The following is a 23,352-nucleotide window of genomic DNA, read 5'->3' as shown; positions in this document are numbered from 1 at the left end:
TCCAGGGACGTCAGTGTCCGGGCACGTATCCACGCTTCTTGTCGACCACGTTCGCCAGCGGCTCGCCCGCCGCCCAGCTCTCGAACAACTCCACGAACTGCGCGCCCAGTTCGTCGCGCCAGCCGACGGTGTCCCCGCTCATGTGCGGGGAGACGATCAGGTCCGGGACGTCCCACAGCGGGCTGTCGGGCGCGAGGGGCTCGTGGACCAGGACGTCCAGCGCGGCGCCCCCGATCCAGCGCCTGGTCAGGGCCTCGGCGAGGTCGTCCTCGACGACCAGCTGACCGCGCCCCACGTTCACGAAGCGCGCGGAGGGCTGCATCGTCCCGAACCGCCGGGCGTCGAACATGCCGCGCGTGTCGTCGGTCAGCGGCGCCGCCGCGACCACCCAGTCGGCGCGCGCCAGCAGCCGGTCCAACTCGCCGGGCCCGTGGACACCGGGGCGGGCGGTGCGGCCGACCAGCGCGGTCGTGATGCCGAGCGCCTTCAGCGTCCGGGCGATGGCCCTCCCGATCGGTCCGGAACCGACCACGCAGGCACGCGTTCCGGCCACCCGCAGGGACTCGCGGTGCCGCCAGGTCCGCTCGCCCTGCAACCGCAGCGTGGTGGGCAGATCCTTGGCCATCGCCAGGACGAGCGCGGCGACGTACTCGGCGATCGGCTGGTCGAAGACACCGCGCGCGTTGGTCACCACCGTGTCCGACCCGGCCAGCTCCGGGCACATCAGATGGTCCACGCCGGCGCTCGCGGTGTGCACCCACCGCGGGCGCGGGCCGTCACCCGGCCACGCCTCGCGTACGGCGTGCGAGGTGAAGTCCCACACGAGCAGCACGTCGGCGTGCGGCAGCCGCTCGGCGAGGGTCGACTCGTCGGCGTGCTCGATCCGCGCCCGGCCGGTCAGCCGGCCCAGTCGGGGCAGGGGCTCGGCGTCCAGTACGAGCAGGGTCGGCGTGGACGGGGGCGTGGAGGTGGTCATCGGCGGGTTCGTCTCCGGGGGCGCGCGGGGGTGCTCGGAACGGGTTGACGGTGGACTCAACCGGCTGTTGACCTGGTGGTGACGCGGGCGGATTGACCACGCTCGCACCAGAACCTACCTTCGTCAACACGGCCGTGCGTACGGTGCGTTGTCCTCCCCTCTCACAGTGTGAGGTCGGTGCGTGCCATGGACATCTCCTTTCTGGGCGGACCAGCTCCGCAACGCGGGGTCGGCGTGGTCGCCCCGTTCGACTTCGCACTCGATCGCGAGCTGTGGCGATGGGTGCCCGACGAGGTCTCGCTGCACATGACGCGGACCCCTTTCGTGCCCGTCGAGGTCAGTCTGGACCTCGCGCGCATGGTCAGCGAACACGAGACCCTCGGCGAGGCTGTGCGCACCCTCAACGCCATCGCGCCCGAGGTCGTCGCCTACGCCTGCACCTCGGGCAGCTTCGTCGGCGGCGTCGCCGGCGAACGCGCGACGTGCGAGGCGATGACCTGGGCGGGCGCGGTCCCGTCCGTGACCACCTCCGGCGCGCTCCTGGACGCGCTGGCCGAGCTGGGCGTACGCCGGGTCGCGCTGGTGACGCCGTACACCGTGTCGGTGACGCGGGCGCTGGAGGCGTACATCGCCGAGGCCGGCGTCGCGGTCACCGGCTGCGCCTTCATGGGGCTGACCCGGCACATCTGGAAGGTCCCGTACCGGGACGTGGCCGACATGGCGCGCCGGGCGGTACCGGCCGAGGGCGCGGCCGACGCCCTCTTCATCTCCTGCACCAATCTCCCCACCTACGACGTCATCCCGCAGCTGGAGGCCGAGCTGCGGATCCCGGTGATCTCGGCCAACCAAGTGACGATGTGGGCGGCGCTGCGCCGACTGGGTACCCGTGCCGTGGGGCCGTACCAGGCGCTGACCGACCCGTCGGCGCGCACCGGCCCCCTGGTGCCGGGGCCGGCCGACCCCGCGGTGGCGGGTCCGGTCGGTCCGCCGGTGGCGGACATGCCGGGCGTCCCGGAGGCGCCCGACGCGGAACAGCAGCAGGAAGGGTGGACATGACAGCACTGGGATTCCTGTACCCGGGCCACTCCGGCGAGGACGACTATCCACGCATCGAGCAGCTCCTGGGCAGCGACATCCGGGTGGACCTGGTGCACACGGACATCGGCGAGGACGCGCACCGGGTGGACGCGCTGCTGGAGATGGGCTCACCGCGGCGGCTGGCGGCCGGTGTGGAGGAGCTGCGGCTGGCCGGCGCGGACGCGGTGGTGTGGGCCTGCACCAGCGGCAGCTTCGTGCACGGCTGGGAGGGCGCCCAGGAGCAGGTGCGCGCGCTGGCCCGGTCGGCGGGGCTCCCGGCCTCCTCGACCTCCTTCGCCTTCGTGCACGCGGCGAAGGAGATCGGGGCGCGGCGGGTCGCGGTCGGCGCGACCTACCCGGACGACGTGGCGCGGCTCTTCGCGGGCTTCCTCGGCGCCGCCGGCATCGAGGTGACCGACGTCGTCAGCTCCGGGATCATCACGGCCGCGGAGGTCGGCACCTGGACCGAGCCGGAGGTGCTGGCCCTGGCCCGCTCCGCCGACCGTCCGGACGCCGAGGCGGTCCTCCTGCCGGACACGGCCCTGCACACGGTGGCCCACATCCCGGCCCTGGAGAAGGAGCTGGGCAAACCGGTCCTGACCGCCAACCAGGTCACCGTCTGGGAGGGCCTGCGTCTGGCGGACCGCCGGGTCAACGCCCCGGAACTGGGCGCGCTGTTCACGCGGGAGCCGGTGGTGCAGGCCTGAGGCAGGGCCGGGGAGGCCCCGGCCGACACGGAAGAACCCCGGTCCCGCTGAGCGGGGCCGGGGTTCTCGTCGAGCGCTGGGCAGGCCTTGCACCTGCATTTCCCCACGGGAAGTGGGGCGTCTTTCCTTGGACCACCAACGCATTGCCGTTCGCGGGGAGTTGGCCTCCCTGAGCAGCAAGATGATCGTACCGCAGCTCCGGCCGGGGTGCACATCGGCAGGGAGCGCGGGTGGGTGCGTCGGCCAGATGTTCATGTGGAAGAGCCGTGTTCTTCATCGTGAACTTACCTGAACCCTTGTCAGGTCCGGGGGTGGCCCCTATTCTCGCGGCGAGAAAGCGCTTTCCCGCCTGGTCGGATTGACATGATCAGGACAACTAGTTCGTTCCGGCATGTGAAGACGAATGGGGAGACCGAGGATGAGACGACCAGTCGCGCTGCGACTCCACGCCGCGCTGGCCACGATGGCCGTCGCGGCGGCGACCGGTGTGGTGCTGTCGATGCCCGAGGCGGCGGCAGCGGCCAGTGGCGCCACCGGGTACGCGACCCAGAACGGCGGCACGACCGGTGGCGCCGGCGGCCAGACGGTCCGGGCCACCACCGGGACCCAGATCCACCAGGCCCTGTGCGGCCGGGCCAGCAGCAGCACCCCGATCACCATCGAGGTCGAGGGCACCATCAACCACGGCAACACCACCAAGGTGTCCGGGGACAGCTGCAGCACCGCGGCCGACAAGATCGAGCTCAAACAGATCAGCAACGTCACGATCGTCGGTGTCGGAAACGGCGCCGTCTTCGACCAGCTGGGCATCCACATCCGGGAGTCCAGCAACATCATCATCCAGAACGTGACGGTCCGTAACGTCAAGAAGTCCGGCTCGCCCACCTCCAACGGCGGCGACGCCATCGGCATGGAGAGCGGCGTCCGCAACGTCTGGGTCGACCACGCCACCCTGGAGGCGTCGGGCGGCGAGTCGGAGGGCTACGACGGCCTCTTCGACATGAAGGACGACACCAAGTACGTGACCCTGTCCTACAGCACCCTGCGCAACTCCGGCCGCGGCGGCCTGATCGGCTCCAGCGAGAGCGACCGCTCCAACGGCTACGTCACCTTCCACCACAACCTGTACGAGAACATCGACTCCCGCGCCCCCCTCCTGCGCGGCGGGATCGCCCACATGTACAACAACCACTACAAGAGCCTGAACGAGTCCGGCATCAACTCCCGGGCCGGCGCCAAGGCCAAGGTGGACAACAACTACTTCGAGGACTCCAAGGACGTCCTCGGCACCTTCTACACCGACCAGGCCGGCTCCTGGCAGGTCAGCGGCAACATCTACGACAACGTGACCTGGTCCGAGCCGGGCGAGGACAACAACCCGGCGGGCCCTGACCCGCAGTCCAACACCACGGTCTCCATCCCGTACCCCTACACCCTCGACGACGCCTCCTGCGTGCCCGACGTGGTGAGCAGCACGGCGGGCGCGGGCAAGGGTCTGCGGGTCTCCGACGGCAACTGCTCGCCGCAGACGCCGACGCCGGGCCCGAGCGACCCGACGCCGAGCCCCACCGACCCGACGCCGGACCCGACCGACCCGCCGGACCCGACCGACCCTCCCGGCGGGACCAACCTCAGCATCGGGGCCGGCTCCGACGGCACCAGCAAGGCCGACGGCACCAGCTACGGCAACGTCCGGGACGGTGACATGAGCAGCTACTGGTCGCCGGCCGGCTCCACCGGCTCCGTCTCGGTCAAGTGGGGCTCCGCCACCACCGTCTCCAAGATCAACATCCGGGAGGCGGCCGGCTCCGAGGGCACCATCGGCTCCTACCGGGTCGTCGACCACGGCACCGGCGCCGTGCTGGCCTCCGGCAGCGGAGCGGGCGTCATCACCTTCCCGGCGGTCTCCCTGGAGAAGATCACCTTCCAGATCACCGGCGCGTCGGGTACCCCGAAGGTCGCCGAGTTCGAGACCTACGCCGGTTAGCGGCGGCGTTCCTCCTTCCGCGTCCGGCCCGGCGTCCGTCGGGCCGGACGCCCACTTGCGCGGGCGCGGGACAATGGACGGTGGCCCACTCCACCGGGGTGCCCCCGCCCGAGCGGGGAGGGCCGTCGCACCGTACGAGGAGGAGAAGACATGGCGGAGCCCACGCCGCGTCGGAACGAACCGCGGCTACGCCCCGCGCCCCTGCTCTTCGAGCCGGCGGAGGCGTCCGCCGACCCGGAGCACTTCTTCGACCTCGAGTCGATCGACGACCCCCGGGCACTGCTCGACCGGGCCACCGAGCTGACGCAGGCGTTCCGGGTGGCCGCGGACCGGGCGATGGAGTTCCAGGCGATCGCGGCGGCCCAGCTGGCCGACCCGCGCCGCTTCGACCGGCTGACGACCGCGGACATCGCCGCGCGGGCCGAGTGGACCGAGGACTACGCCAAGAAGATGGTGGAGTTCGGGCGGGACCTGATGCGCGGCGACGATCACTCCGACTAGCCCAAGCGCATATGCCGCGCGGGTGGGCAAGATACTCCTCGCCACCTCCTTCTGTCCCGGTTTCCCGCAACCCACAGGAGCCGGATCCTCACGCGGGGTAGATGTATGCGTCATGAGCAGCAGCACGCGCAACGTCACCCTCAACGCCGCACCCCACGCATCGGACGTCACCTCCGACGGCGCCGCCTGGCTGGCCTCGGCGGGCGCGTACCCGCGCAGCACGCTCGCGCTCTGGGAGGAACGGCCCGAGGCTCCGGTCGTCCTGCCCTGCGGCTCCGCCTTCGACGTGGTGAGCGCCCCCGCGATCTTCGGCCGCCGGATGCTGGACCGCCTGTGGGACGAAGGGCCCGGCTCGGGCCCCGTCGCCGAGTTCCGGGGGCGGATGCTCCTGTTCGCCGCGCCCGGCACGGCCCAGCGGCTGCCGTCGCTGCTGGAGTGGGAGGAGTGGGGTGCGCGGGGCCGGGAGGGCGGCCGTACGGGCGCGGTGCCGCCGCTGCTGTGCCACGGCGCCGGCGACGCGGTGACGGTGCCGGCTCCCGCGGGCGAGCCCGCCCGCTCCGGCTCCCGCTGGCTGGTGGCGCCGGACACGCGCCTGCCCTGGCTGCCGGGTCCGGAGATCTTGCTGTGGGCGGCGGTGAGGGCCGCGCGGTCCGCGGTGCGGATTTCGATTTTTCCTCCCGCCGACCAGGATGCTAAGGTCTACGACGTCAGCAGGCGCCGCTAGCTCAGTTGGTTAGAGCAGCTGACTCTTAATCAGCGGGTCCGGGGTTCGAGTCCCTGGCGGCGCACAGACGACGAAAAGGCCCCTCACTCAGGTGAGGGGCCTTTTCGCATGCTCAGGGACAGCCGGACGGGGCGGCTCACCCGGGCGTGACCTGCACCGTCCACGCCCCCGACGCCGTCCGTCCCGCCACCTCGACCCGTACGCCCTCGCCCGGCACCGTGAAGCTCTCGCCGAGGGCGACCGGGGCGTCGGCGAGGGGAGGGTAGACCGACTCCTCCCAGCACGCCTCGGTGTCCGGGTGGGCGTCGACGACCTCGATCGGCCCGTCCCCGGACCGGGCCCCGCCGTGCACCCGGTACACCAGCACCCCCGCCCGGCAGGCGGCGGCGTCGTTGCCGACCGGCCCGCGCGCCTCGAAGGCCAGCACGGTGTCCGTCCCGGTGCGCACCACCGCCAGCTTGGTGCCGCGCCCGAGGCCGAAGGCGGGCGCTCCCGCGGCGCCGGTCACCACCACTCCCGGCCCCGCCCCCAGCGGCTCCAGCGTCAGACGGACCGGCTCGCCGCCCCGCACGCACGCCACCTGCCGGGGCTCCAGCCAGCCGAGCTTCCACTTGTGCCAGCCGAAGAGGTCCGGGGCCAGTCCGAACTGGCTGCCCATCAGGTCCCAGTCGCCGACGTGGGTGTCCCAGTCGCCCTCGTCGTCCTCGGGCCGGTGGTAGAGGTCGGGCAGGTCGAAGACGTGCCCCGTCTCGTGGGCCAGGACCAGCCGGTCCGGCGGATGGTTCTCGAAGACGGTGACGACCCGCCGGATGTCCGTGTCGTCGGCCCGCAGCGGAGTGTTCAGGTTGACGACCTTCGTGGCGTCGGAGTCCACGCCGGGCGCGTCCGGGTCGGCGACGAAGTACACGATGTCGTAGCGGGAGAAGTCGACGTGCCGGTCGGCGGCGTCGAGGGCGTCGCGCAGGTAGGCGGCCCGGTGCTCGGGGCTCCAGTCGCGCTGTATGTCGTACGCCGTCGACGGCCGCGGCATGGAGATCCAGCCGGGCAGCGGGTGCGGACGCAGCGTGAACCTGCCGTAGGAGGCGCGCTGGAAGAAGCGGGTGGTGGCGGGGAAGTGGTCGGCGGCGAGCTCGGCCGGTGCGGTCAGCGGCTGGGAGTCGGGGAAGGACAGGAAGACCATCACCGCGTCCAGGGCCCGTTCGGGCTTCGGGTACGCGGCGTTCCAGGTGCTCAGTCCCTCGGAGTGGTGCACCTCGGTGCGCTGGAGGGCGCAGGGCTGCGGGGAGAAGGGCTCGGCGACCGAGGGTGCGGTGATCAGGGAGGTCGCGGCGAGCGCCGACATCGTGGTGCACACCGCCGCCGTACTGCGCAACCTGGGCCGGGCGGCTCCCGTCACCCTGCGGTCCGCGTCGAGCCCCTCGAGGGCCTCCCGGGGAAGTCGCCTCAAGGGGAGCTGGCGCGGCACATGGACCTCCGGGTGCGGTTGACGGGACACCGCACCCAGCTTGTGGGTGATTGTCGTACTACGCCCTGTTCACGTGCGCCGGATGGGTGAGCCGTCCCGAATTTCGGCGGACGTCGCCGGTGGGGCACTCGGAAGTCACTTACGCAACGTCACAACTGGTCGGGGGCATGAAGAAGTCGTCCAGGTGCGAGCAGAAACGATCTGGCGCGGGCGTCAGCCGGTCGGGAGCGTGGGGCGGCGGCTGGAAGGGCTTCGTGTCAGCCTCTATGATCGGCACACTTTCCTGCACGAACAGAGCACGAACAGAGATCGAGGCACTGCGGGAGCGAGCGGTGAACGGAACCTCCGAAGGGCCGGCGCCCGCGGCAGACTTCGACCGGTCCGCCGTCACGGACAGTGACGCCGAGCTGGCTCCACGTGCGCCGTGCGCGGGGTCCCCGGCCTACCGTTCGGCGTTCACGGCCGCGCCCCTCGCCATGGCCGTCGTCGACACCGAGGGCCTGGTCGTCAGCGCCAACGACACGCTGGGCACCCTGCTGGGCACCGGCCCGCAAGCGCTGGCCGGCCGCCCCGCCGCCGACCTCGTCGACCTCGCATCCGACGCCGGCACCTGGCAGGCGTACCGCGAGGTGCTGGACGGCCGCCGGTCCCGGCTGCGCTGCACCCGGCGCCTGAAGGGAGCCGACGGGCGCTCCCTGTGGGCGCAGGTGACGGTCGAGCCGCTCGCCGAGGCCGAGGGCGCTCCGGGGCTGCTGCTGTCGGTCGCCGACATCAGCGCCCGGCGCGAGCTCCAGGCCCGGCTGCGCCACCTCCAGATGCACGACCCGGTGACCCGGCTGCCCAACCGCGCCCTGTTCTTCGAGCGGCTGACGGCGGCGCTGGAGGCGGAGTCGTACGAGCACGGCGGCACCGGCCGGATCGGCCTCTGCTACCTGGACCTGGACGGCTTCAAGGCCGTCAACGACACCCTCGGCCACCGGGTCGGCGACCGACTGCTGGCCGCTGTGGCCGAACGCCTCACGCGCTGCGCCGAGGAGGCCGCGGACTCCCGGTCCGGCACCCCGCTGGTGGCCCGGCTCGGCGGCGACGAGTTCGCCCTCCTCGTCGAGGACTCCACGGGTACCGACCAGCTCGCCGACCTGGCCGAATCCGTGCTGGCGGCCCTCCAGGCGCCCTTCGAGGTCTCCGACCGCCGCCTCTCGGTCACCGCCTCCGTCGGCGTCGTCGAGCGCCACACCGCCGGTACCACGCCGACCGCCCTGATGCAGGCGGCCGACACGACCCTGTACTGGGCCAAGGCCGACGGCAGGGCCCGCTGGACCCTGTTCGACCCCGAACGCAACGCCAACCGCATGACCCGCCAGGCGCTGGCCGCCACCCTCCGTCCCGCCATCGACCGGGGCGAGTTCGCCCTGGAGTACCAGCCGCTGGTGGGCATGGAGGACGGCCGGGTGCGGGGCGTCGAGGCGCTCATCCGCTGGAATCATCCTCAGTTCGGCGTACTTGCGCCGAATCGGTTCATCGCACTGGCGGAGGAGGACGGTTCGATCGTTCCCCTGGGCCGCTGGATCCTGCGCACGGCCTGCCGGCAGGCGCGGCGCTGGCAGCTGGCCCACCCGGACGACCCGCCGATCTTCGTCAGCGTCAACGTGGCGGTCCGCCAGGTCTGGGACTCCGACCTGGTGGCGGACGTGGCGGCGACGCTGGAGGAGACGGGCCTGGCCCCGGAGCTGCTCCAGCTGGAGCTGACGGAGTCGGCGGTCATGGGCTCCGCGGGCCGTCCGCTCCAGGCCCTCAAGGCGCTCAGCGACATGGGCGTCCACATCGCCATCGACGACTTCGGGACCGGCTACTCGAACCTGGCCTACCTCAGCCGGCTGCCGGTCTCGGTGCTCAAGCTGGACGGCGCCTTCGTACGGGGCTTCCAGTACGACGCGGGCCGGGACGGCGGGGCCTCGGACGCGGGGGCCTCGGACGCCGGGCCTTCGGATGCCGGGGCCTCGGATTCCGGGCCCTCGGACACTGGGCCCGCGGATGCCGGGGCTTCGGACGCCGGGGCGGCCCCCGGGGCCGGCGCGTCCGCGGCGAGCCCGGCCGACGAGGTCATCGTCGAGGCGATGGTCCAGCTCGCCCACCGCCTCGGCCTCACCGTCACCGCCGAGTGCGTGGAGACCTCCGACCAGGCGACCCGCCTGCGCCGCATCGGCTGCGACACAGGTCAGGGCTGGCTGTACTCCCGGCCGGTGGCGCCGGACCGCATCTCGGCCCTGCTGGGCTCCGCCGCCGGGCCCGGCGCGGCCGGGATTCAGGCGGGCGCCGGCAAGCCGTAGGCGTCGGCGATCAGCTCGTAGGAGCGCAGGCGCACGTCGCCGCCGTGGGCGTTGGCGGTGAGCATCAGCTCGTCGGCGCCGGTGCGCTTGCGGAGATCGTCGAGGCCGGCCCGTACCTCCTCCGCGGTCCCGTGGATCACGTTGGAGTTCCAGGACTGGACGAACTCCTGCTCCATCGGGCTGAAGTCGTACGCCTCCGCCTCCTCGGGCGTCGGCACGAGGCCGGGGCGCCCGGTGCGCAGCCGGACCATGTTCAGCGCGGCGGCCAGCACCTGCCGGCGGGCCTCCTTCTCGTCGTCGGTGGCGAGCGCGGAGACGCCGATCAGGGCGTAGGGCGCGTCGAGGACGGCGGAGGGGCGGAAGGACTCCCGGTACAGGTCCAGCGCGGGGATCGTGTTCTGAGCGGAGAAGTGGTGCGCGAAGGCGAAGGGCAGCCCCAGGGTGCCGGCCAGCCGGGCGCTGAAGCCGGAGGAGCCGAGCAGCCACACCGGCGGCCGGTGGGCCGACTGCACGCCACCGGGCGACGTGGCCTGCACGGGGCCGGGCACGGCGTGGATGCGCCGGTACGGATGCCCGTCGGGGAAGTCGTCGTCCAGGAACCGGATCAGCTCGGCGAGCTGCTGCGGGAAGTCGTCGGCGCCCTCGTTGAGGCGGTCGGTGCGGCGCAGGGCGGCGGCAGTGGCGCCGTCGGTGCCGGGGGCGCGGCCGAGGCCGAGGTCGACGCGGCCGGGGGCCATGGCCTCCAGGGTGCCGAACTGCTCCGCGATCACCAGCGGCGCGTGGTTCGGGAGCATGACACCGCCCGAGCCGAGCCGGATGCGGTCGGTGTGGGCCGCCAGGTGGGCCAGGATCACCGCGGGGGAGGAGGAGGCGACGCCGGGCATCGAGTGGTGCTCGGCGACCCAGTACCGGTGGAAGCCGCGCCGCTCCGCGAGGCGCGCGATGTCCACGCTGGTGCGCAGGGCGTCGGTGGCGGTCCGGCCGGCGCCGACGGTCACCAGGTCCAACACGGAGAGGGGGACGGGTGCGGTGCCGTGGGCGGTGCCCCGGATCTCCTCTGCGGCGCCTGCGGCGTCTGGGGCCATGATGGGATGCCTCCTGTGGTTCTGGTGTCACGGTCGCTGTGGTGCGCTGTCGTTCGCTGCGCGACGTAACAGGAGGCAGTCTCCGGTTATTCCCCGGCGGGGGTCCGGCGGGGGCCCGTCCGCCGGACGGTCCCTAGTCGACCGGAGCCACCCTGATCAGGTTGCCGTCGGGGTCCGCGACGACGAAGGTGCGGCCGAAGACCTCGTCGTGCGGCGGTTCGACCACGGTGGCGCCCTTGGCGGTCCACGCGGTGTGGAGGTCGTCGATGGCGGAGGCGGGACCCGGCAGCATCAGGCCGATCTCCGAGGTGCGCGGCGTCTGCGGGCCGAGCCGCTCCTTCTGGCCGCTCCAGAGGGCGAACACCACTCCGGGCGCGACCTCGAACGGGATGTAGCGCGGAGTGACCATGATCGGCTTCATGTCGAACAGATCGGTGTAGAAGGCGGTCGCGCGCTCGGCGTCGGTGACGTAGACGAGGAAGAGGTTGGGTGCGGACGGTGCGGACATGGGTGGCTGGCTCCTTCCGGGCCGGACGGTTCCGGCCGTCGGTGTCAGCCTCGCGTGGGAACATGACAGGACCTGTCCTGTTCGAGGAAGAGTGCGGCTCATGGGGCGACCGCAGCGTTTGATCGAGCTGCTGGCGGCGTTGCAGGCGCGTCCGCGGACCACCGCCGAGGCGTTGGCCGGGGAGCTGGGGGTTTCGAAGCGGACGGTGCTCCGGGATGTGCGGGCGCTGGTCGACGCGGGCATCCCCGTCTTCACCGAGCGGGGCAAGTACGGCGGCATCAGTCTGCTGCCCGGGGACCAGGCCGATCTGTCGAAGCTGACGACCGGCGAGGCGGACCTGCTGCGGGCCGTCGGGCTCGATCCCGACCGGGCCCGCCGGGTCGGCGGCGAGGCGGCCGCCCGCTCGGCGCTGCGCAAGCTCACGCCGCGCCGGTCGCCACCGCCCGCCCGGGATGACCTGCCGCTGTCGCTGGCGGACGTGATCGCGATCGACAACCGGCCCTGGTTCGGGGAGGCCACGCCGCTGCCCGACGTCGCGGCGCTGGTGCGGGACCTGCGGAAGGGGAGGCGGCTGCGCATCGGCTACCGGCCCAGTGGCGCGGCTGCCGCCGAGGACTTCGTGGTCGATCCCTACGGGCTGGTGGAGCGGGCCGGGCGGTGGTACCTCGTGGGCGACCGGGACGGGCGTCCGCGCATGTTCGCCCTCACCCGCCTGCGGGACTGGACGGTGCTGGACGCCGACCGCCGGCTCCGGCCCGGCGCCGATCTCGTCGGTACGGCACGGGAGTTGGGCGAGGCGTTGGAGAGCAGGCAGGACGTCATCGTCACGGCGCGCGTCGATGCCGGGAGCATCGACCTGGCCCGCCGCATCCTGGGCGCCCGGCTCCGGACGGTGGGTGACCGGCTGGACGGGGACGGGCGGGTCGAGATCACCGTGGCGTACGGCGGACTGGACGGAGTGCGGCAACTGCTCCAGTTCAGCGACCACATCGAGGTCGTCGCTCCGGAACCGGCCCGCCGGCTGATCCACCGGCTCGCGGCCCGCATCGCCCACACCCACCGCCCCGCAATCGTGAACACTTCCGCCGAAACTATTCACCCGCCTCTCATGTGAGCCCAAGGACAAATTCGCCGCAAGTGTTCACGTCGTTGCGTGAGGCACCCACCCCCGCGGGCCTCGGTGGCGGCACGCTACGGCGCGACGTCCTCCAGTGTCCGCCCGCTCGTCTCCTCCGCCCCGACCGCAGCCGACAGCGAGCCGACGAGGGCGACGGCGGCCAGGGTCACGAACACCGTGCCGATGGCGCCTCCCGCGTAGATGGCGCCGACGACGATCGGGCCGAGGATGACGCCCAGGCGGTTCATCGCGCCGCCCACGCTGGAGCCGAGCGCCCGGATCCGGGTGGGGAAGAGTTCCGGTGTGTAGAGGTAGAGGCAGATGTTGGAGCCGAAGAGGAAGACCGAGGCCAGGGACGTCCAGGCCAGGACGCCCTCGGCGGAGTCGCCGGCCAGCAGGCCCAGGAGCAGCAGGCAGAGTGCCGCGGCCGCCATGCACCAGATCACGGTGTTGCGGCGGCCGACCCGGTCGACGGTGAGGGCGACGACCAGGCAGCCGGCCAGGCCCGCGCAGCTCGTCACGGTCGAGTAGAGGAGGGCCGTGGACAGGCTGAGGTCGAAGTGGCCCTCGTAGATGGTGGGCAGCCAGGACGTGATGCCGTAGTTGGCGAAGTAGCCGGTGAACCACAGCAGGCCGATGACGAGGGTGCGTTTGCCGTACCTGCCGGTCAGCAACTCGCGCAGGCCGCTCTTGTGCGGCGCGGGCGGGACGGGGCGCGCCGGGGCGGGGTCGGGGAGCGGGGCGCCGGTGATCCTCTCGACCTTCTCCTCGATCGACGCCATCGTCGCCAGGGCCTCGTCGTGCCTGCCGTGGTCGGCGAGCCACCGCGGTGACTCCGGTACCCAGCGAGCGAGGGCGAAGCACAGCAGGCCGGGGACGGCCGCCAGGGCGAACACCCAGCGCCAGCCGAGTACCGGCACCAGCCAGGCGGCCAGGAGGGCGCCCGCGGTGAGGCCGGCCGGGAAGACCAGTTCGTAGAGGAGGACGAAGCGGCCGCGCTGGTGGGCGCGGGTGATCTCCGCGATGAAGGTGGCCGCGATGGGCACCTCGCCGCCGATGGCCATGCCCTGGACGAAGCGGATCGCCATGAACGGTTCGGGGGAGGTGCACAGGGTCAGGGCCAGGTTGCAGATGCCGGACAGCGCGATGCAGCCGGCGATGACCTTCACCCGGCCGATCCGGTCCGCGAGCCTGCCCGAGGCCAGCGCGCCGATCAGCATGCCGATCGAGCCGACCGTCATCAGGGCGGTGACCTGCGTCGTGCCGAGGTGCCACTCGTCGCGCAGGTCGGGCAGGGCGTACGCGATCAGGAGCTGGTCGAACGCCTCGAAGAAGGTGACGGCGCCGACGACGAGCCGGACCATCACCTGCCAGCGGCACAGCGGCAGGCGTTCGAAGCGGGCGCCGATGGAGGCCGCCAGCGCGGCCGAGTCGTCCTGTCGGCCCGGGGTGGCGCGGGCTGCGTCGAGCGTCATGGGTGTGTTCTCCGGTCCGGGACACACGGCACGGCGGAGCAACCGCGTGCCGGGCGGCGATGAGTGCTGGAGAGGTGCGGCGAGGACGAGACGGGAGCGGGCCGGGCGGGCGGTGCCGCCGGTCCCGGTTATGTAGGCGCTGAATGTCTCAGGGCTTAAGTTCTACCGGTAGCCCGCCGAGGTTAGGCAAGCCTTACTCCTGACGTCGCGAAAAATTCATCGGCCGCGGTCCCTTGCGGGCCAATTAATTAAGCCCTTAGATTTCTAGTGCTTAGACACGGCGGCTCGGGCAACGCCCCCGCCCTGTCCGCGAGTTCCCGCACCGTCCCTTTCCGGAGGCCCCCATGCCGCGCATCCCAGCCGACGAGATCCTCATCGCGGGGCGCTGGCGGCGCGGTGGCGGTCTGCCGATCCACACCGTGGACCCGGCCGACGGCAGCCTCATCACCACCGTCCACGCCGCCTCCCCGGCCGACGTGGACGAGGCCGCGCACACCGCCGCCGAGGCCGCCGCCGCACCCGAGTGGCGGGACCTTCCGCCCCACCGGCGGGCCCGCGTCCTGTACCGGATCGGCGACCTGATCGAGGAGCACGCCGACGCGCTGTCCGCCCTCCAGACCGCCGACACCGGCAAGACCCTCGGCGAGACCCGCGCCCTCGCGCTGAGCGCCGCGGGCACCTTCCGCTACACGGCCGCCGCCCTGGAGACGGCCGAGGACGCGCTCACACCCCCGCGCGGCCCCTACGTCACGATGAGCACGTACGAACCGATCGGTGTCGTCGGCGCCGTCAACCCCTGGAACTCGCCGATCGCCTCCGACGCCCAGAAGGCCGCCCCCGCCCTGGCCGGCGGCAACGCGGTCCTGCTCAAGCCCGCCGAGTGGACCCCGCTGGTCTCCCTCGCCTTCGGGCGCCTGGTCCACCGGGTCCTCACCGAGGAGCGGTTGCCCACCGCGCTGCTCGCGGTGCTTCCGGGCAAGGGCCGCATCGTGGGCGACGCGATCGTCCGGCACCCGCTGGTCGGCCGGATCGGCTTCACGGGCGGCACCACCACCGGCCGCGCCATCGCCCGTGCGGCCGCCGACAAACTCGTCCCCGCCTCGCTCGAACTGGGCGGGAAGTCCCCGACGATCGTGCGCGAGGACGCCGACACCGAACAGGCCCTCGCGGGCGTGATGTACGGGATCTTCTCCTCCAGCGGCCAGTCCTGCATCGCCGGTTCACGGCTGTTCGTCCACGCCTCGCGCTACGACGCCTTCGTCGGCGAACTCGTCGAACGGGTGCGCAAGCTGCGTGTCGGGCCGGGCACGTCCCCCGGCACGCAGGTCGCGCCGCTCGTGCACCACGCGCACCGCGACGCCGTCGCGGCGGCGGTCGACCTCGCCCGGAAGGAGGGCGGCAGGGTCCTGTGCGGCGGCTCCGCGCCCGAGGGCGAGCGCTACGCGAAGGGTGCCTACTACCTGCCGACCGTGATCGACTCCCTGCCGAACTCGGCCCGCGCCTGCCAGGAAGAGATCTTCGGCCCGGTGCTCGTAGCGCTCCCCTACGAGGACGAGGACGAACTCGTCGCCCAGGCCAACGACTCCGTCTACGGGCTCGCCTGCGGTATCTGGACCCGCGACGCGCGGGCCGCCTGGCGGCTCGGACGGCGGATCGAGGCCGGGACCGTCTGGATCAACACCTACAAGCAGTTCTCCATCTCGACCCCCTTCGGCGGGATGAAGGACTCCGGGCTCGGCATCGAGAAGGGCCGCGACCTGATCCGCGCCTACCAGCGGCAGAAGTCCCTGTACTGGGGCACCGACTCCACGCCCCTGCCCTGGGCCAACTGACCCACCCCTCGGGAGATTCCGCCATGAACCACCCCCCGACCGACTCCGCCACGACCCACCCCCCGATCGGCCGGCTGCGCGCCCTGCGCTCGGTCGAACTGCTCACCCCGAACTTCGCCGACGCCGTCGACTTCTACGAGGAGGTCTGGGGCCTCCAGGTCGTCGAGGCCGAGCACAGCGCGAGCTGGCTGCGGGGCACCGGCGAGGAGCACCACGCCCTGCGCCTGACCCGCTCCGACCGGATCGGCCTGGGCCGCCTCGTCTTCGCCCTCGCCACCCCCGCCGAGATCGACGAGGCCGCCCGCCGCCTCCGGGCCCGCGGCATCGCCCTCGTCACCGAACCCGGCCCCCTCGACCAGGTCGGCGGCGGTTACGGCCTGCGCTTCCACGACCTCGACGGACGGCTCGTCGAACTCTCCGCCGACACCTGGGCGGTCACCGAACGCAACCGGGACGTCTCCCTGCCCGTCGGCGTCACCCACGCCGTCCTCAACACCCCAGACATCGACGCCTCCGTCGCCTTCTACCGCGACGTGCTCGGCATGCGCGTCTCGGACTGGTCCGAGCACCAGATGGCGTTCCTGCGCTGCGGCTCCGACCACCACTGCGTCGCCTTCAACCAGGCGCCGTGGGTCTCCCTCAACCACGTGGCCTACGAGATGACCTCGATCGACCACTTCATGCGCGGCCTCGGCCGGCTCCGGCACCACGGCATCGCCCCCGAGTGGGGCCCCGGCCGGCACGGCCCCGGCAACAACACCTTCTCCTACTTCACCGACCCCACCGGTCTGGTGTGCGAGTACACGACCGAGGTCGCCCAGGTCGTCGAGGACACCTGGATCTGCAAGGTGTGGCGGCGCACCCCCGAACTGTCCGACCTGTGGGGCACGGCCGGCCCGCCGTCGAAGCGGATCCGCGCCCACATGACGGGCACGCCCGACGGCAGCCCGGTCGTCGCCCCCGTGGACGCGCCCGCCGCCACGAACCCCGGCCCCGGCTCCGGCACCGAAGGAGCCGCGGCATGAACGCCCACACGCGCAAGGTCGGCCTCATCGGCTGGGGCGCCATCGGCCGGACCGTCGGCACCGCGCTCGCCGCGGGCGACGTGCCGGGCGCCGAACTCGTCGGCATCGTCGACAACCGGCCGCTCGGCGACGCCGTCCCCGCCCCGCAGCTCACCGTGGAACAGGCCCTCGCCTCCTGCGACCTGATCGTCGAGGCCGCCGGACAGGGCGTCGTACGCGAATGGGGCGAGACGATCCTCGCGTCCGGCACCGACCTGCTCGTGGCGTCCACCGGAGCGCTGACCGACGAGGAACTGTCGAAGCGGCTCCTGGCGGCCGGGCCCGGCCGGGTGTACTTCACCGGCGGCGCGGTCGGCGGACTCGACCTGCTCCAGGCCGTACGCGCCATGGGACCGCTCGGCGAGGTCACGCTGACCACCACCAAGCTGCCGTCCACCCTCGAACAGCCCTGGATGGACGAGGAGACCCTCGCCCGGCTGCGGGCCACGACCACCCCCGTGGAAGTCATGCGCGGCACCGCACGCGACGTACCGGTCAAGTTCCCGAAGTCCACGAACGTCGCCGCCTCGGTGGCCCTGGCGGTCGGCGACCTCGACGCCGTACGGGTACGGGTGGTCGCCGACCCGGCGGCCTCGCACACCTCACACGTCATCGAGGCGAGCGGACCGCAGGGCGCGTACCGCTTCGAGGTGCGCCACGTCCCCGACGCGGCCAACCCGGCCACCAGCCAGGTCGTCCCCTACGCCGTGCTGCGCTCGCTCGCGGCCCTGGCCGGACGCCGGGGGCAGATCCTGTGACCGCGTACGACCCCGCCGGGCTGCACCTGGAGGAGAACGGGGACGACGGGCCGCTGGTGCTGTGCCTGCACGGCATCGGCTCCTCGTCCGCCGCCTTCGCCCCGCAGACCGAGGCGCTCGCCGCCGCCCACCGGACGGTGGCCTGGGACGCCCCCGGATACGCCGGGTCGGCCGACCCGGAGCACGACCTCACCCTCGACGACTACGCCGACACCGCCGCAGAGGTCATCCGGGCACGCGACACCGAGGCCCACGTCGTCGGCGTCTCCTGGGGCGGCGTGATCGCGCTGCGGCTCGCCACCCGCCACCCGGACCTCGTCGCCTCCCTCACCGTCGCCGACTCCACCCCCGGCTCCGGTACGAGCCCCGAGAAAGCCGCCGCGATGCGCGCCCGCGTCCCGGAACTGGAGAGCCTCGGCCCGCGCGCCTTCGCTCAGCGGCGCGGGCCCCGGCTCCTGTCCCAGGACGCGCCGCCCGAGCTGGTGCGACGGGTCGTCGACACGATGGCCGACTCGATCCGGCTGCCCGGCTACGCGTCGGCGGCCGAGTCCATGGCCCGCACCGACCTGCGCGGCGAACTCCACCGGGTCACCGCGCCCACCCTCGTCCTGTGCGGGGAGAAGGACCGGATCACCGGCCCCGACGCCTCACAGGTCCTGGCCGGCGGACTCCACAAGACCGCCTACGTGATCGTCAAGGACGCCGGTCACCTGGCCAACCAGGAACAGCCCGAGCGCTTCAACGCCTGGCTGCTCTCCCACCTGCACATCGTCACCGACACCCGCACCACGAAGGGCTGATCACCATGCCGCTGACCACCACCGACTACGACAACGGCGGGGACCTCGCCAAGTACACCGACTCCCTGATCGCCTCCAAGGACTCCCGCGAGCCGGACTGGGGCACCCTCTCCTTCCAGGAGAAGGCCGGCCCGCAGTACAAGCGGGCGCAGATCCGCTACGTCGGTTCCGGCGCCACCGGCAACCACGAGAACGACGGCCGCATCATCCCCTCCGGCGGCTTCACCTTCTCCAACATGCTGCTGCCGCCCGGCGCCGAGGGCCCCGCCCACACCCACCACGACGTCGAGGAAGCCTTCTTCGTCCTGGAGGGCCAGGTCCGCGTCGGCATCCACCGCGGCCCCGAAGAGACCGAGTACCGCACCCTCGGCTACCGCGACATGATCGTCGTGCCGGCCGGCGTGACCCGCTCGCTGAAGAACGAGGGCGACACCGACGCCCTGTTCTGCGTGATCATCGGCACGCAGAAGCCGCAGGTGCCGACCTACCCCGAGTACTCCCCGCTGTACGGCGTCACCCGTGACTGACCCGGCCGGCGGGCGCCGTACGGTCGTCGTGACCGGCGCGGGCCGTGGCCTGGGGGAGGCCATGGCCCGCCGGGCGGCGGACGACGGGTACCGGGTCGTCGTCGCCGAGCTGAACGAGGAGTGGGGCTCCCGCACGGCGGCGGCGATCCGCGAGGCGGGCGGCACGGCCGAGTTCGTGCCGCTGGACGTCGCCGATCCGGCCTCGGTCGAGGCGCTGGCCGCGCGTGTCGCACCCGGCGGCCCCGTGTACGCGCTGGTCAACAACGCGGCGCTCGCCAACGGCGTGGGCGGCAAGGAGTTCCAGGACATCGACGTGGAGACCTGGGACCGGCTGATGACCGTCAACGCGCGCGGTCCCTGGCTCGTCGCCAAGCATCTGCTGCCGCTGATGTCCGGCCCCGGACGGATCGTCAACATCGCCTCCGACGCCGCCCTCTACGGCTCCCCGCGCCTCGCCCACTACATCGCCTCCAAGGGCGCCGTCCTCGCCCTGACCCGGGCGATGGCCCGCGAACTGGGCGAGCGGGGCATCACCGTCAACGCGGTGGCGCCGGGCCTCACCGAGGTCGAGGCGACCGAGACCGTACCGGCCGAGCGGCACGCCCTGTACGCGGCGAACCGCGCGATCCCCCGGCCGCAGCGCCCTGACGATCTGGTGGGCCTCGTCTCCTACCTGCTCGGCGAGGAGTCCCGCTACCTGACCGGGCAGGTGGTCGCCGTCAACGGCGGCTTCACCATGCACTGAACCACCCTCCCCAGCGTCTAGGAGTACCCATGGATCTCGGCCTCGCCGACCGCACCGTCCTGGTCACCGGCGGCAGCTCCGGCGTCGGCCTGGCCACGGTCCGCGCCCTGCTCGCGGAAGGCGCCCGCGTCGCGACCTGCGGCCGGGACGCCGACCGGCTCGCCAAGGCCGCCGCGGGCCTCGGCGCCGGTACCGACCGGCTGTACACCGGTGTCTGCGACGTCCGGGACGCCGACGCCGTACGGGACTTCGCCGAGTACGCCGCCGCCCGTCTCGGCGGACGGCTCGACGGACTCGTCAACAACGCGGGCCAGTCCCGGATGAAGTCCCTCGACGAGACGACCGAGGACGACTGGCGCGACGAGCTGGAACTGAAGTTCGCGGGCGTCCTCAACCCTCTGGGGGCCGTCCGCGCTCACCTCCGCGCCTCCGACGCCGCCGCGGTCGTCAACGTCAACGCCGTCCTCGCCAAACAGCCCGAGACCCGGCTGATCACGACGAGCGCCGCCCGCGCCGGCATCCTCAACCTGTCCACCTCCCTGGCCCGCGAACTCGCGCCCGAGGGCATCCGCGTCAACTCCGTCTGCCTCGGCCTGGTCGACACCGGCCAGTGGACCCGCCGCCACGCGGCGGCGGACAGCGGACTCACCTACGAGGAGTGGCAGGCGGAGATCGCCGCCGACCGGGGCATCGCGCTCGGGCGGCTCGGCCGCGCCGAGGAAGTCGCCTACGCGATCGTCTCGCTGCTCTCGCCGCGCGCCTCCTACATCACCGGAACCAGCATCGACGTCTGCGGCGGAGTCGGCCGCGGCATCCTCTGAGGAGTACGCATGCGCTACGACAACGGCGGCGGACTCCTCGCCGCCCACCTCAAGTCCCTCGGTGTGGACACCGTCTTCGGCATCGTGTCCGTGCACAACCTGCCGCTGGTGGAGGCCGTCGAGGCCGACCCGGAGCTGCGGTTCGTGCCGGTGCGGCACGAGGCGAGCGCCGTCAACGCCGCCGACGCCCACGGCCGGGCCCGCGGCTCGATCGGCTGCGCCCTCACCTCCACCGGCACCGGCGCCGGCAACGCCGCCGGGTCCCTGATCGAGGCGCTGGCGTCGGGGACGTCGGTGCTGCACATCACCGGGCAGGTCGAGTCGGCGTACCTCGGCAGCGGATGCGGCTTCATCCACGAGACCAAGGACCAGCTCGGCATGCTCGCCGCGGTGTCCAAGTACGCCGCGACCGTCACCTCCGCCCGGGACGCGGGCCGCGTCCTGCGCGAGGCGTCCGCCGCCGCACTCACCGCGCCGGGCGGGCCCGCGAGCGTCGAGTGGCCGATCGACCTTCAGTACGCGGTCCAGGAGGACGACGGGCAGAGCGCACCCGCCTTCGAGGTTCCGGTGCCGGACGCCTCCGCGCTGGCCGGCGCACGCGAGCTGCTCGCCACCGCCCGCCGCCCGCTGATCTGGGCCGGCGGCGGCGCGAACACCGCCCGCGACCAGCTCCTCGCCCTGCTGGAGACGACCGGCGCCGGCCTGCTCACCTCCAACTCCGGCCGGGGCTCCGTACCCGAGGACCACGACCAGGTCATCGGCAACTTCGCCACCACGCCCGCCGCCCGCGCCCTGCTCGCGGACGCCGACGTCGTCGTCACCGTCGGCACCCACTTCCGCTCCAACGAGACCGCCGACTACGGACTCCGCCTCCCCGAGGCCCACATCCAGATCGACGTCGACGCCGCCGCCCTCGGCCGGGTGTACCCCGCGTCGCACGCCCTCCACGGCGACGCGGGCGCGGTCCTGCCGAGGCTCACGGAGGTCGCCGTACCGGCCGACGCGGAATGGACGGACCGGGTCCGGCGGGTACGCGAGCAGGTGCGGGCCGCCCTGCACGACGGCATCGGCCCCCAGGCGGCCGTCTGCGACGCCCTCGCCGCCGCCCTGCCCCGCGGCGCCGTCGTCGCCCGGGACGTCACCATCCCCTCCTCGGCCTGGGGCAACCGCCTCCTGCCGATCCACGACCCGCGGGCCAACGTCTTCCCGCGCGGCGGCGGCATCGGACAGGGCCTCGGCATGGGCATCGGCGCCGCCCTCGCCCGCCCCGACGAGCCCACCGTGGTCATCGCCGGGGACGGCGGACTCGCCGTCCACCTCGGCGAACTGCTCACCCTCGCCCAGGAACGGCCCCGGCTGACCCTCGTCGTCTTCAACGACGGCGGCTACGGCGTGCTGCGCAACATGCAGGCCACCTACACCGAACGCCGCTCGGGCGTCGACCTGTTCACCCCCGACTTCGCCCGGCTCGCCGCCGCCTGCTCGCTCCCGTACGCGCGGATCGGCGACGCGAGCGAGGCCGCGAAGGTGATCGACGCGGCCGTCGCCTCCGACGGGCCGACCCTCGTCGAGGTCGACCTGGCCGCGCTCGGCCCGATGAAGAACCCCTTCACCCCGCCCGTCAAGATCCCCGCCCGGTAGGGAGGCCCGCCGTCATGAGCAGCACCGAAGAGCAGGAACTGGACCTCCTCGTCCACCGCACGACCTGGGAGGCGGACGGAGTCCTCTCCGTCGAACTGGTCCACCCGGACGGCAAGCCGCTGCCCACCTGGACCCCGGGCGCCCACCTGGACCTGCACGTGGGCGGCCACGTCCGCCAGTACAGCCTGTGCGGCGACCCGGAGGAGACGGGGTCGTACCGGCTCGGCATCCTCAACGAGCCGGCGTCACGGGGCGGTTCGCGCCACGTGCACACCAAGGTGCGGCCCGGCCAGACTGTGCGGGTGGCCGGGCCGCGCAACCACTTCGCCCTCGAACCGGCCGCCTCCTACGTCTTCATCGCCGGCGGCATCGGCATCACACCGATCCTGGCCATGGCCCGCCGCGCCGAGCGGGACGGCATCCCGTACCGGCTGGTCCACGGCGGCCGTACCCGCGCCTCGATGGCGTTCGGCGGCGAACTCGCCGCGCTCGGCGGCGGCGAGGTGACCCTCGTACCGCAGGACGAGCAGGGGCACATCGACGTGGCGGGCGTCCTCGCGGATCTTCCGCCCGACGCGCTCGTGTACTGCTGCGGTCCCGAGCCGCTGCTGAAGGCCGTCGAGGAGGCGGCGCCCGAGGGACGGCTGCGCACCGAGCGCTTCGCCGCCCCGGCCGTGGCACGCGACGACGGCGACGACAGCGCCTTCGAGGTCGAGTGCCGCACGTCGGGCGTGACCCTGAGCGTGGGCCCCGGCACCTCCATCCTGGAGGCCGCCGAGAACGCGGGCCTCCCCGTCACCTCCTCCTGCCGGGACGGCATCTGCGGCTCCTGCGAGACCCGCGTCGTGGCCGGCACCCCCGACCACCGCGACTTCCTGCTCAGCGACGCCGAGCGCGCCACCGGCGAGACGATGATGATCTGCGTCTCGCGCTGCGCCTCGGACCGCCTCGTCCTGAACCTCTGACCACTGACGGAGAACGCCGTGCCCGAGACCACCTGGCCCTTCCTGGACCCCCACCAGACCCGTGACCACGAGCCCACCCCGTACGAGACCAAGCTCGCGCGCACCCTCGAGGACATCTTCACCAAGGACGGTCACGAACTGTCCGACGTGATCGACGGCCTCAACTCCCGCCAGCTGCGCACGCCCACGGGCGAACCCTGGACCGAGGAGTCCTTCCGCGCCGAGATGCACCGCCTGGGAGCCTGAC

The 23,352-nt window shown here is 72.8% G+C and carries 22 protein-coding genes and 1 tRNA gene; 18 read left to right on the top strand and 5 right to left on the bottom strand.

Annotation, left to right across the window (positions count from 1 at the left end; all coding sequences use genetic code 11):
• Window positions 1-10 precede the first annotated feature (10 nt).
• Window positions 11-976 carry a D-2-hydroxyacid dehydrogenase gene (locus ACLIN4_RS12940; RefSeq protein ID WP_107478236.1) on the bottom strand — a complete coding sequence of 322 codons (966 nt, stop codon included), beginning with the start codon at window positions 974-976 and terminating at the stop codon, window positions 11-13.
• A 186-nt stretch (window positions 977-1,162) separates the two neighbouring features.
• Here ACLIN4_RS12940 and ACLIN4_RS12935 point away from each other — a divergent pair, with 186 nt between their 5' ends.
• From ACLIN4_RS12935 to ACLIN4_RS12910, 6 genes are all read left to right on the top strand, one after another.
• Window positions 1,163-2,032, top strand: coding sequence for an aspartate/glutamate racemase family protein (locus ACLIN4_RS12935; RefSeq protein ID WP_290012928.1), 870 nt, complete (start codon window positions 1,163-1,165; stop codon window positions 2,030-2,032).
• A complete protein-coding gene (locus tag ACLIN4_RS12930) occupies window positions 2,029-2,760 on the top strand; it encodes a maleate cis-trans isomerase family protein (protein WP_100049186.1) in 732 nt (243 codons plus the stop codon). Before ACLIN4_RS12935 ends, ACLIN4_RS12930 begins: the two co-directional genes overlap by 4 nt.
• A 418-nt stretch (window positions 2,761-3,178) precedes the next feature.
• On the top strand, window positions 3,179-4,747 hold the full coding sequence (locus ACLIN4_RS12925) for a pectate lyase family protein (protein WP_381941316.1): 1,569 nt from the start codon (window positions 3,179-3,181) through the stop codon (window positions 4,745-4,747).
• Window positions 4,748-4,897: 150 nt separating this feature from the next.
• Entirely contained in the window at window positions 4,898-5,248 is a 351-nt protein-coding gene (locus ACLIN4_RS12920) for a hypothetical protein (protein WP_100049188.1), read from the top strand.
• Between the two features lie 112 nt (window positions 5,249-5,360).
• Window positions 5,361-5,972 (top strand): bifunctional DNA primase/polymerase, encoded by a 612-nt coding sequence (locus ACLIN4_RS12915; RefSeq protein ID WP_107478237.1) that lies wholly within the window; start codon window positions 5,361-5,363, stop codon window positions 5,970-5,972.
• A tRNA-Lys gene (locus ACLIN4_RS12910) sits at window positions 5,963-6,036 on the top strand. Before ACLIN4_RS12915 ends, ACLIN4_RS12910 begins: the two co-directional genes overlap by 10 nt.
• A 72-nt stretch (window positions 6,037-6,108) precedes the next feature.
• Here ACLIN4_RS12910 and ACLIN4_RS12905 read toward each other — a convergent pair.
• Window positions 6,109-7,467 carry a M6 family metalloprotease domain-containing protein gene (locus ACLIN4_RS12905; RefSeq protein WP_289903094.1) on the bottom strand — a complete coding sequence of 453 codons (1,359 nt, stop codon included), beginning with the start codon at window positions 7,465-7,467 and terminating at the stop codon, window positions 6,109-6,111.
• 302 nt (window positions 7,468-7,769) lie between these two features.
• Here ACLIN4_RS12905 and ACLIN4_RS12900 point away from each other — a divergent pair, with 302 nt between their 5' ends.
• The gene (locus ACLIN4_RS12900) at window positions 7,770-9,767 is read left to right on the top strand and encodes a putative bifunctional diguanylate cyclase/phosphodiesterase (protein ID WP_307652768.1); all 1,998 of its coding nucleotides are present in this window, start codon (window positions 7,770-7,772) and stop codon (window positions 9,765-9,767) included.
• On the opposite strand, the gene ACLIN4_RS12895 is transcribed toward ACLIN4_RS12900, so the two are convergent.
• Complete coding sequence (locus ACLIN4_RS12895) at window positions 9,743-10,852, bottom strand: LLM class flavin-dependent oxidoreductase (RefSeq protein ID WP_289903096.1); 1,110 nt, start codon at window positions 10,850-10,852, stop codon at window positions 9,743-9,745. The genes ACLIN4_RS12900 and ACLIN4_RS12895 overlap by 25 nt on opposite strands.
• Before the next feature lie 133 nt (window positions 10,853-10,985).
• Window positions 10,986-11,360 carry a VOC family protein gene (locus ACLIN4_RS12890; protein WP_107478239.1) on the bottom strand — a complete coding sequence of 125 codons (375 nt, stop codon included), beginning with the start codon at window positions 11,358-11,360 and terminating at the stop codon, window positions 10,986-10,988.
• 100 nt (window positions 11,361-11,460) lie between these two features.
• Here ACLIN4_RS12890 and ACLIN4_RS12885 point away from each other — a divergent pair, with 100 nt between their 5' ends.
• Window positions 11,461-12,474, top strand: coding sequence for a helix-turn-helix transcriptional regulator (locus tag ACLIN4_RS12885; protein WP_411575800.1), 1,014 nt, complete (start codon window positions 11,461-11,463; stop codon window positions 12,472-12,474).
• 77 nt (window positions 12,475-12,551) lie between these two features.
• On the opposite strand, the gene ACLIN4_RS12880 is transcribed toward ACLIN4_RS12885, so the two are convergent.
• Window positions 12,552-13,952 carry an MFS transporter gene (locus ACLIN4_RS12880; RefSeq protein ID WP_107478241.1) on the bottom strand — a complete coding sequence of 467 codons (1,401 nt, stop codon included), beginning with the start codon at window positions 13,950-13,952 and terminating at the stop codon, window positions 12,552-12,554.
• Between the two features lie 344 nt (window positions 13,953-14,296).
• Between ACLIN4_RS12880 and ACLIN4_RS12875 the strand changes: the two genes are divergently transcribed.
• The 10 genes from ACLIN4_RS12875 to ACLIN4_RS12830 are packed head-to-tail and all read left to right on the top strand — an operon-like array spanning window position 14,297 to window position 23,351.
• Complete coding sequence (locus ACLIN4_RS12875; RefSeq protein ID WP_107478242.1) at window positions 14,297-15,784, top strand: aldehyde dehydrogenase family protein; 1,488 nt, start codon at window positions 14,297-14,299, stop codon at window positions 15,782-15,784.
• A gap of 23 nt (window positions 15,785-15,807) precedes the next feature.
• Complete coding sequence (locus tag ACLIN4_RS12870; RefSeq protein WP_382087581.1) at window positions 15,808-16,809, top strand: VOC family protein; 1,002 nt, start codon at window positions 15,808-15,810, stop codon at window positions 16,807-16,809.
• Window positions 16,806-17,606, top strand: coding sequence for an aspartate dehydrogenase domain-containing protein (locus tag ACLIN4_RS12865; RefSeq protein WP_382087578.1), 801 nt, complete (start codon window positions 16,806-16,808; stop codon window positions 17,604-17,606). The genes ACLIN4_RS12870 and ACLIN4_RS12865 overlap by 4 nt, the downstream gene beginning before the upstream one ends.
• A complete protein-coding gene (locus ACLIN4_RS12860) occupies window positions 17,603-18,406 on the top strand; it encodes an alpha/beta fold hydrolase (protein ID WP_289903101.1) in 804 nt (267 codons plus the stop codon). The genes ACLIN4_RS12865 and ACLIN4_RS12860 overlap by 4 nt, the downstream gene beginning before the upstream one ends.
• Window positions 18,407-18,411: 5 nt before the next feature.
• Window positions 18,412-18,933, top strand: a complete 522-nt coding sequence (locus ACLIN4_RS12855; RefSeq protein WP_290012938.1) for a cupin domain-containing protein — start codon at window positions 18,412-18,414, stop codon at window positions 18,931-18,933.
• A complete protein-coding gene (locus ACLIN4_RS12850) occupies window positions 18,926-19,678 on the top strand; it encodes an SDR family oxidoreductase (protein WP_289903102.1) in 753 nt (250 codons plus the stop codon). Before ACLIN4_RS12855 ends, ACLIN4_RS12850 begins: the two co-directional genes overlap by 8 nt.
• 29 nt (window positions 19,679-19,707) lie before the next feature.
• On the top strand, window positions 19,708-20,499 hold the full coding sequence (locus ACLIN4_RS12845; protein WP_411575799.1) for an SDR family oxidoreductase: 792 nt from the start codon (window positions 19,708-19,710) through the stop codon (window positions 20,497-20,499).
• 9 nt (window positions 20,500-20,508) lie between these two features.
• Window positions 20,509-22,140 (top strand): thiamine pyrophosphate-binding protein, encoded by a 1,632-nt coding sequence (locus tag ACLIN4_RS12840; protein ID WP_411575798.1) that lies wholly within the window; start codon window positions 20,509-20,511, stop codon window positions 22,138-22,140.
• A 14-nt stretch (window positions 22,141-22,154) separates the two neighbouring features.
• Window positions 22,155-23,105, top strand: coding sequence for a PDR/VanB family oxidoreductase (locus ACLIN4_RS12835; RefSeq protein WP_289903104.1), 951 nt, complete (start codon window positions 22,155-22,157; stop codon window positions 23,103-23,105).
• Between the two features lie 18 nt (window positions 23,106-23,123).
• Window positions 23,124-23,351 (top strand): recombinase-like helix-turn-helix domain-containing protein, encoded by a 228-nt coding sequence (locus ACLIN4_RS12830; RefSeq protein ID WP_100048119.1) that lies wholly within the window; start codon window positions 23,124-23,126, stop codon window positions 23,349-23,351.
• Window position 23,352: the final 1 nt, after the last annotated feature.

This window comes from Streptomyces mutabilis, from assembly GCF_046628145.1.
Classification (GTDB): Bacteria; Actinomycetota; Actinomycetes; order Streptomycetales; family Streptomycetaceae; genus Streptomyces; species Streptomyces mutabilis.
This window is presented reverse-complemented; position numbering and strand designations above follow the sequence as displayed.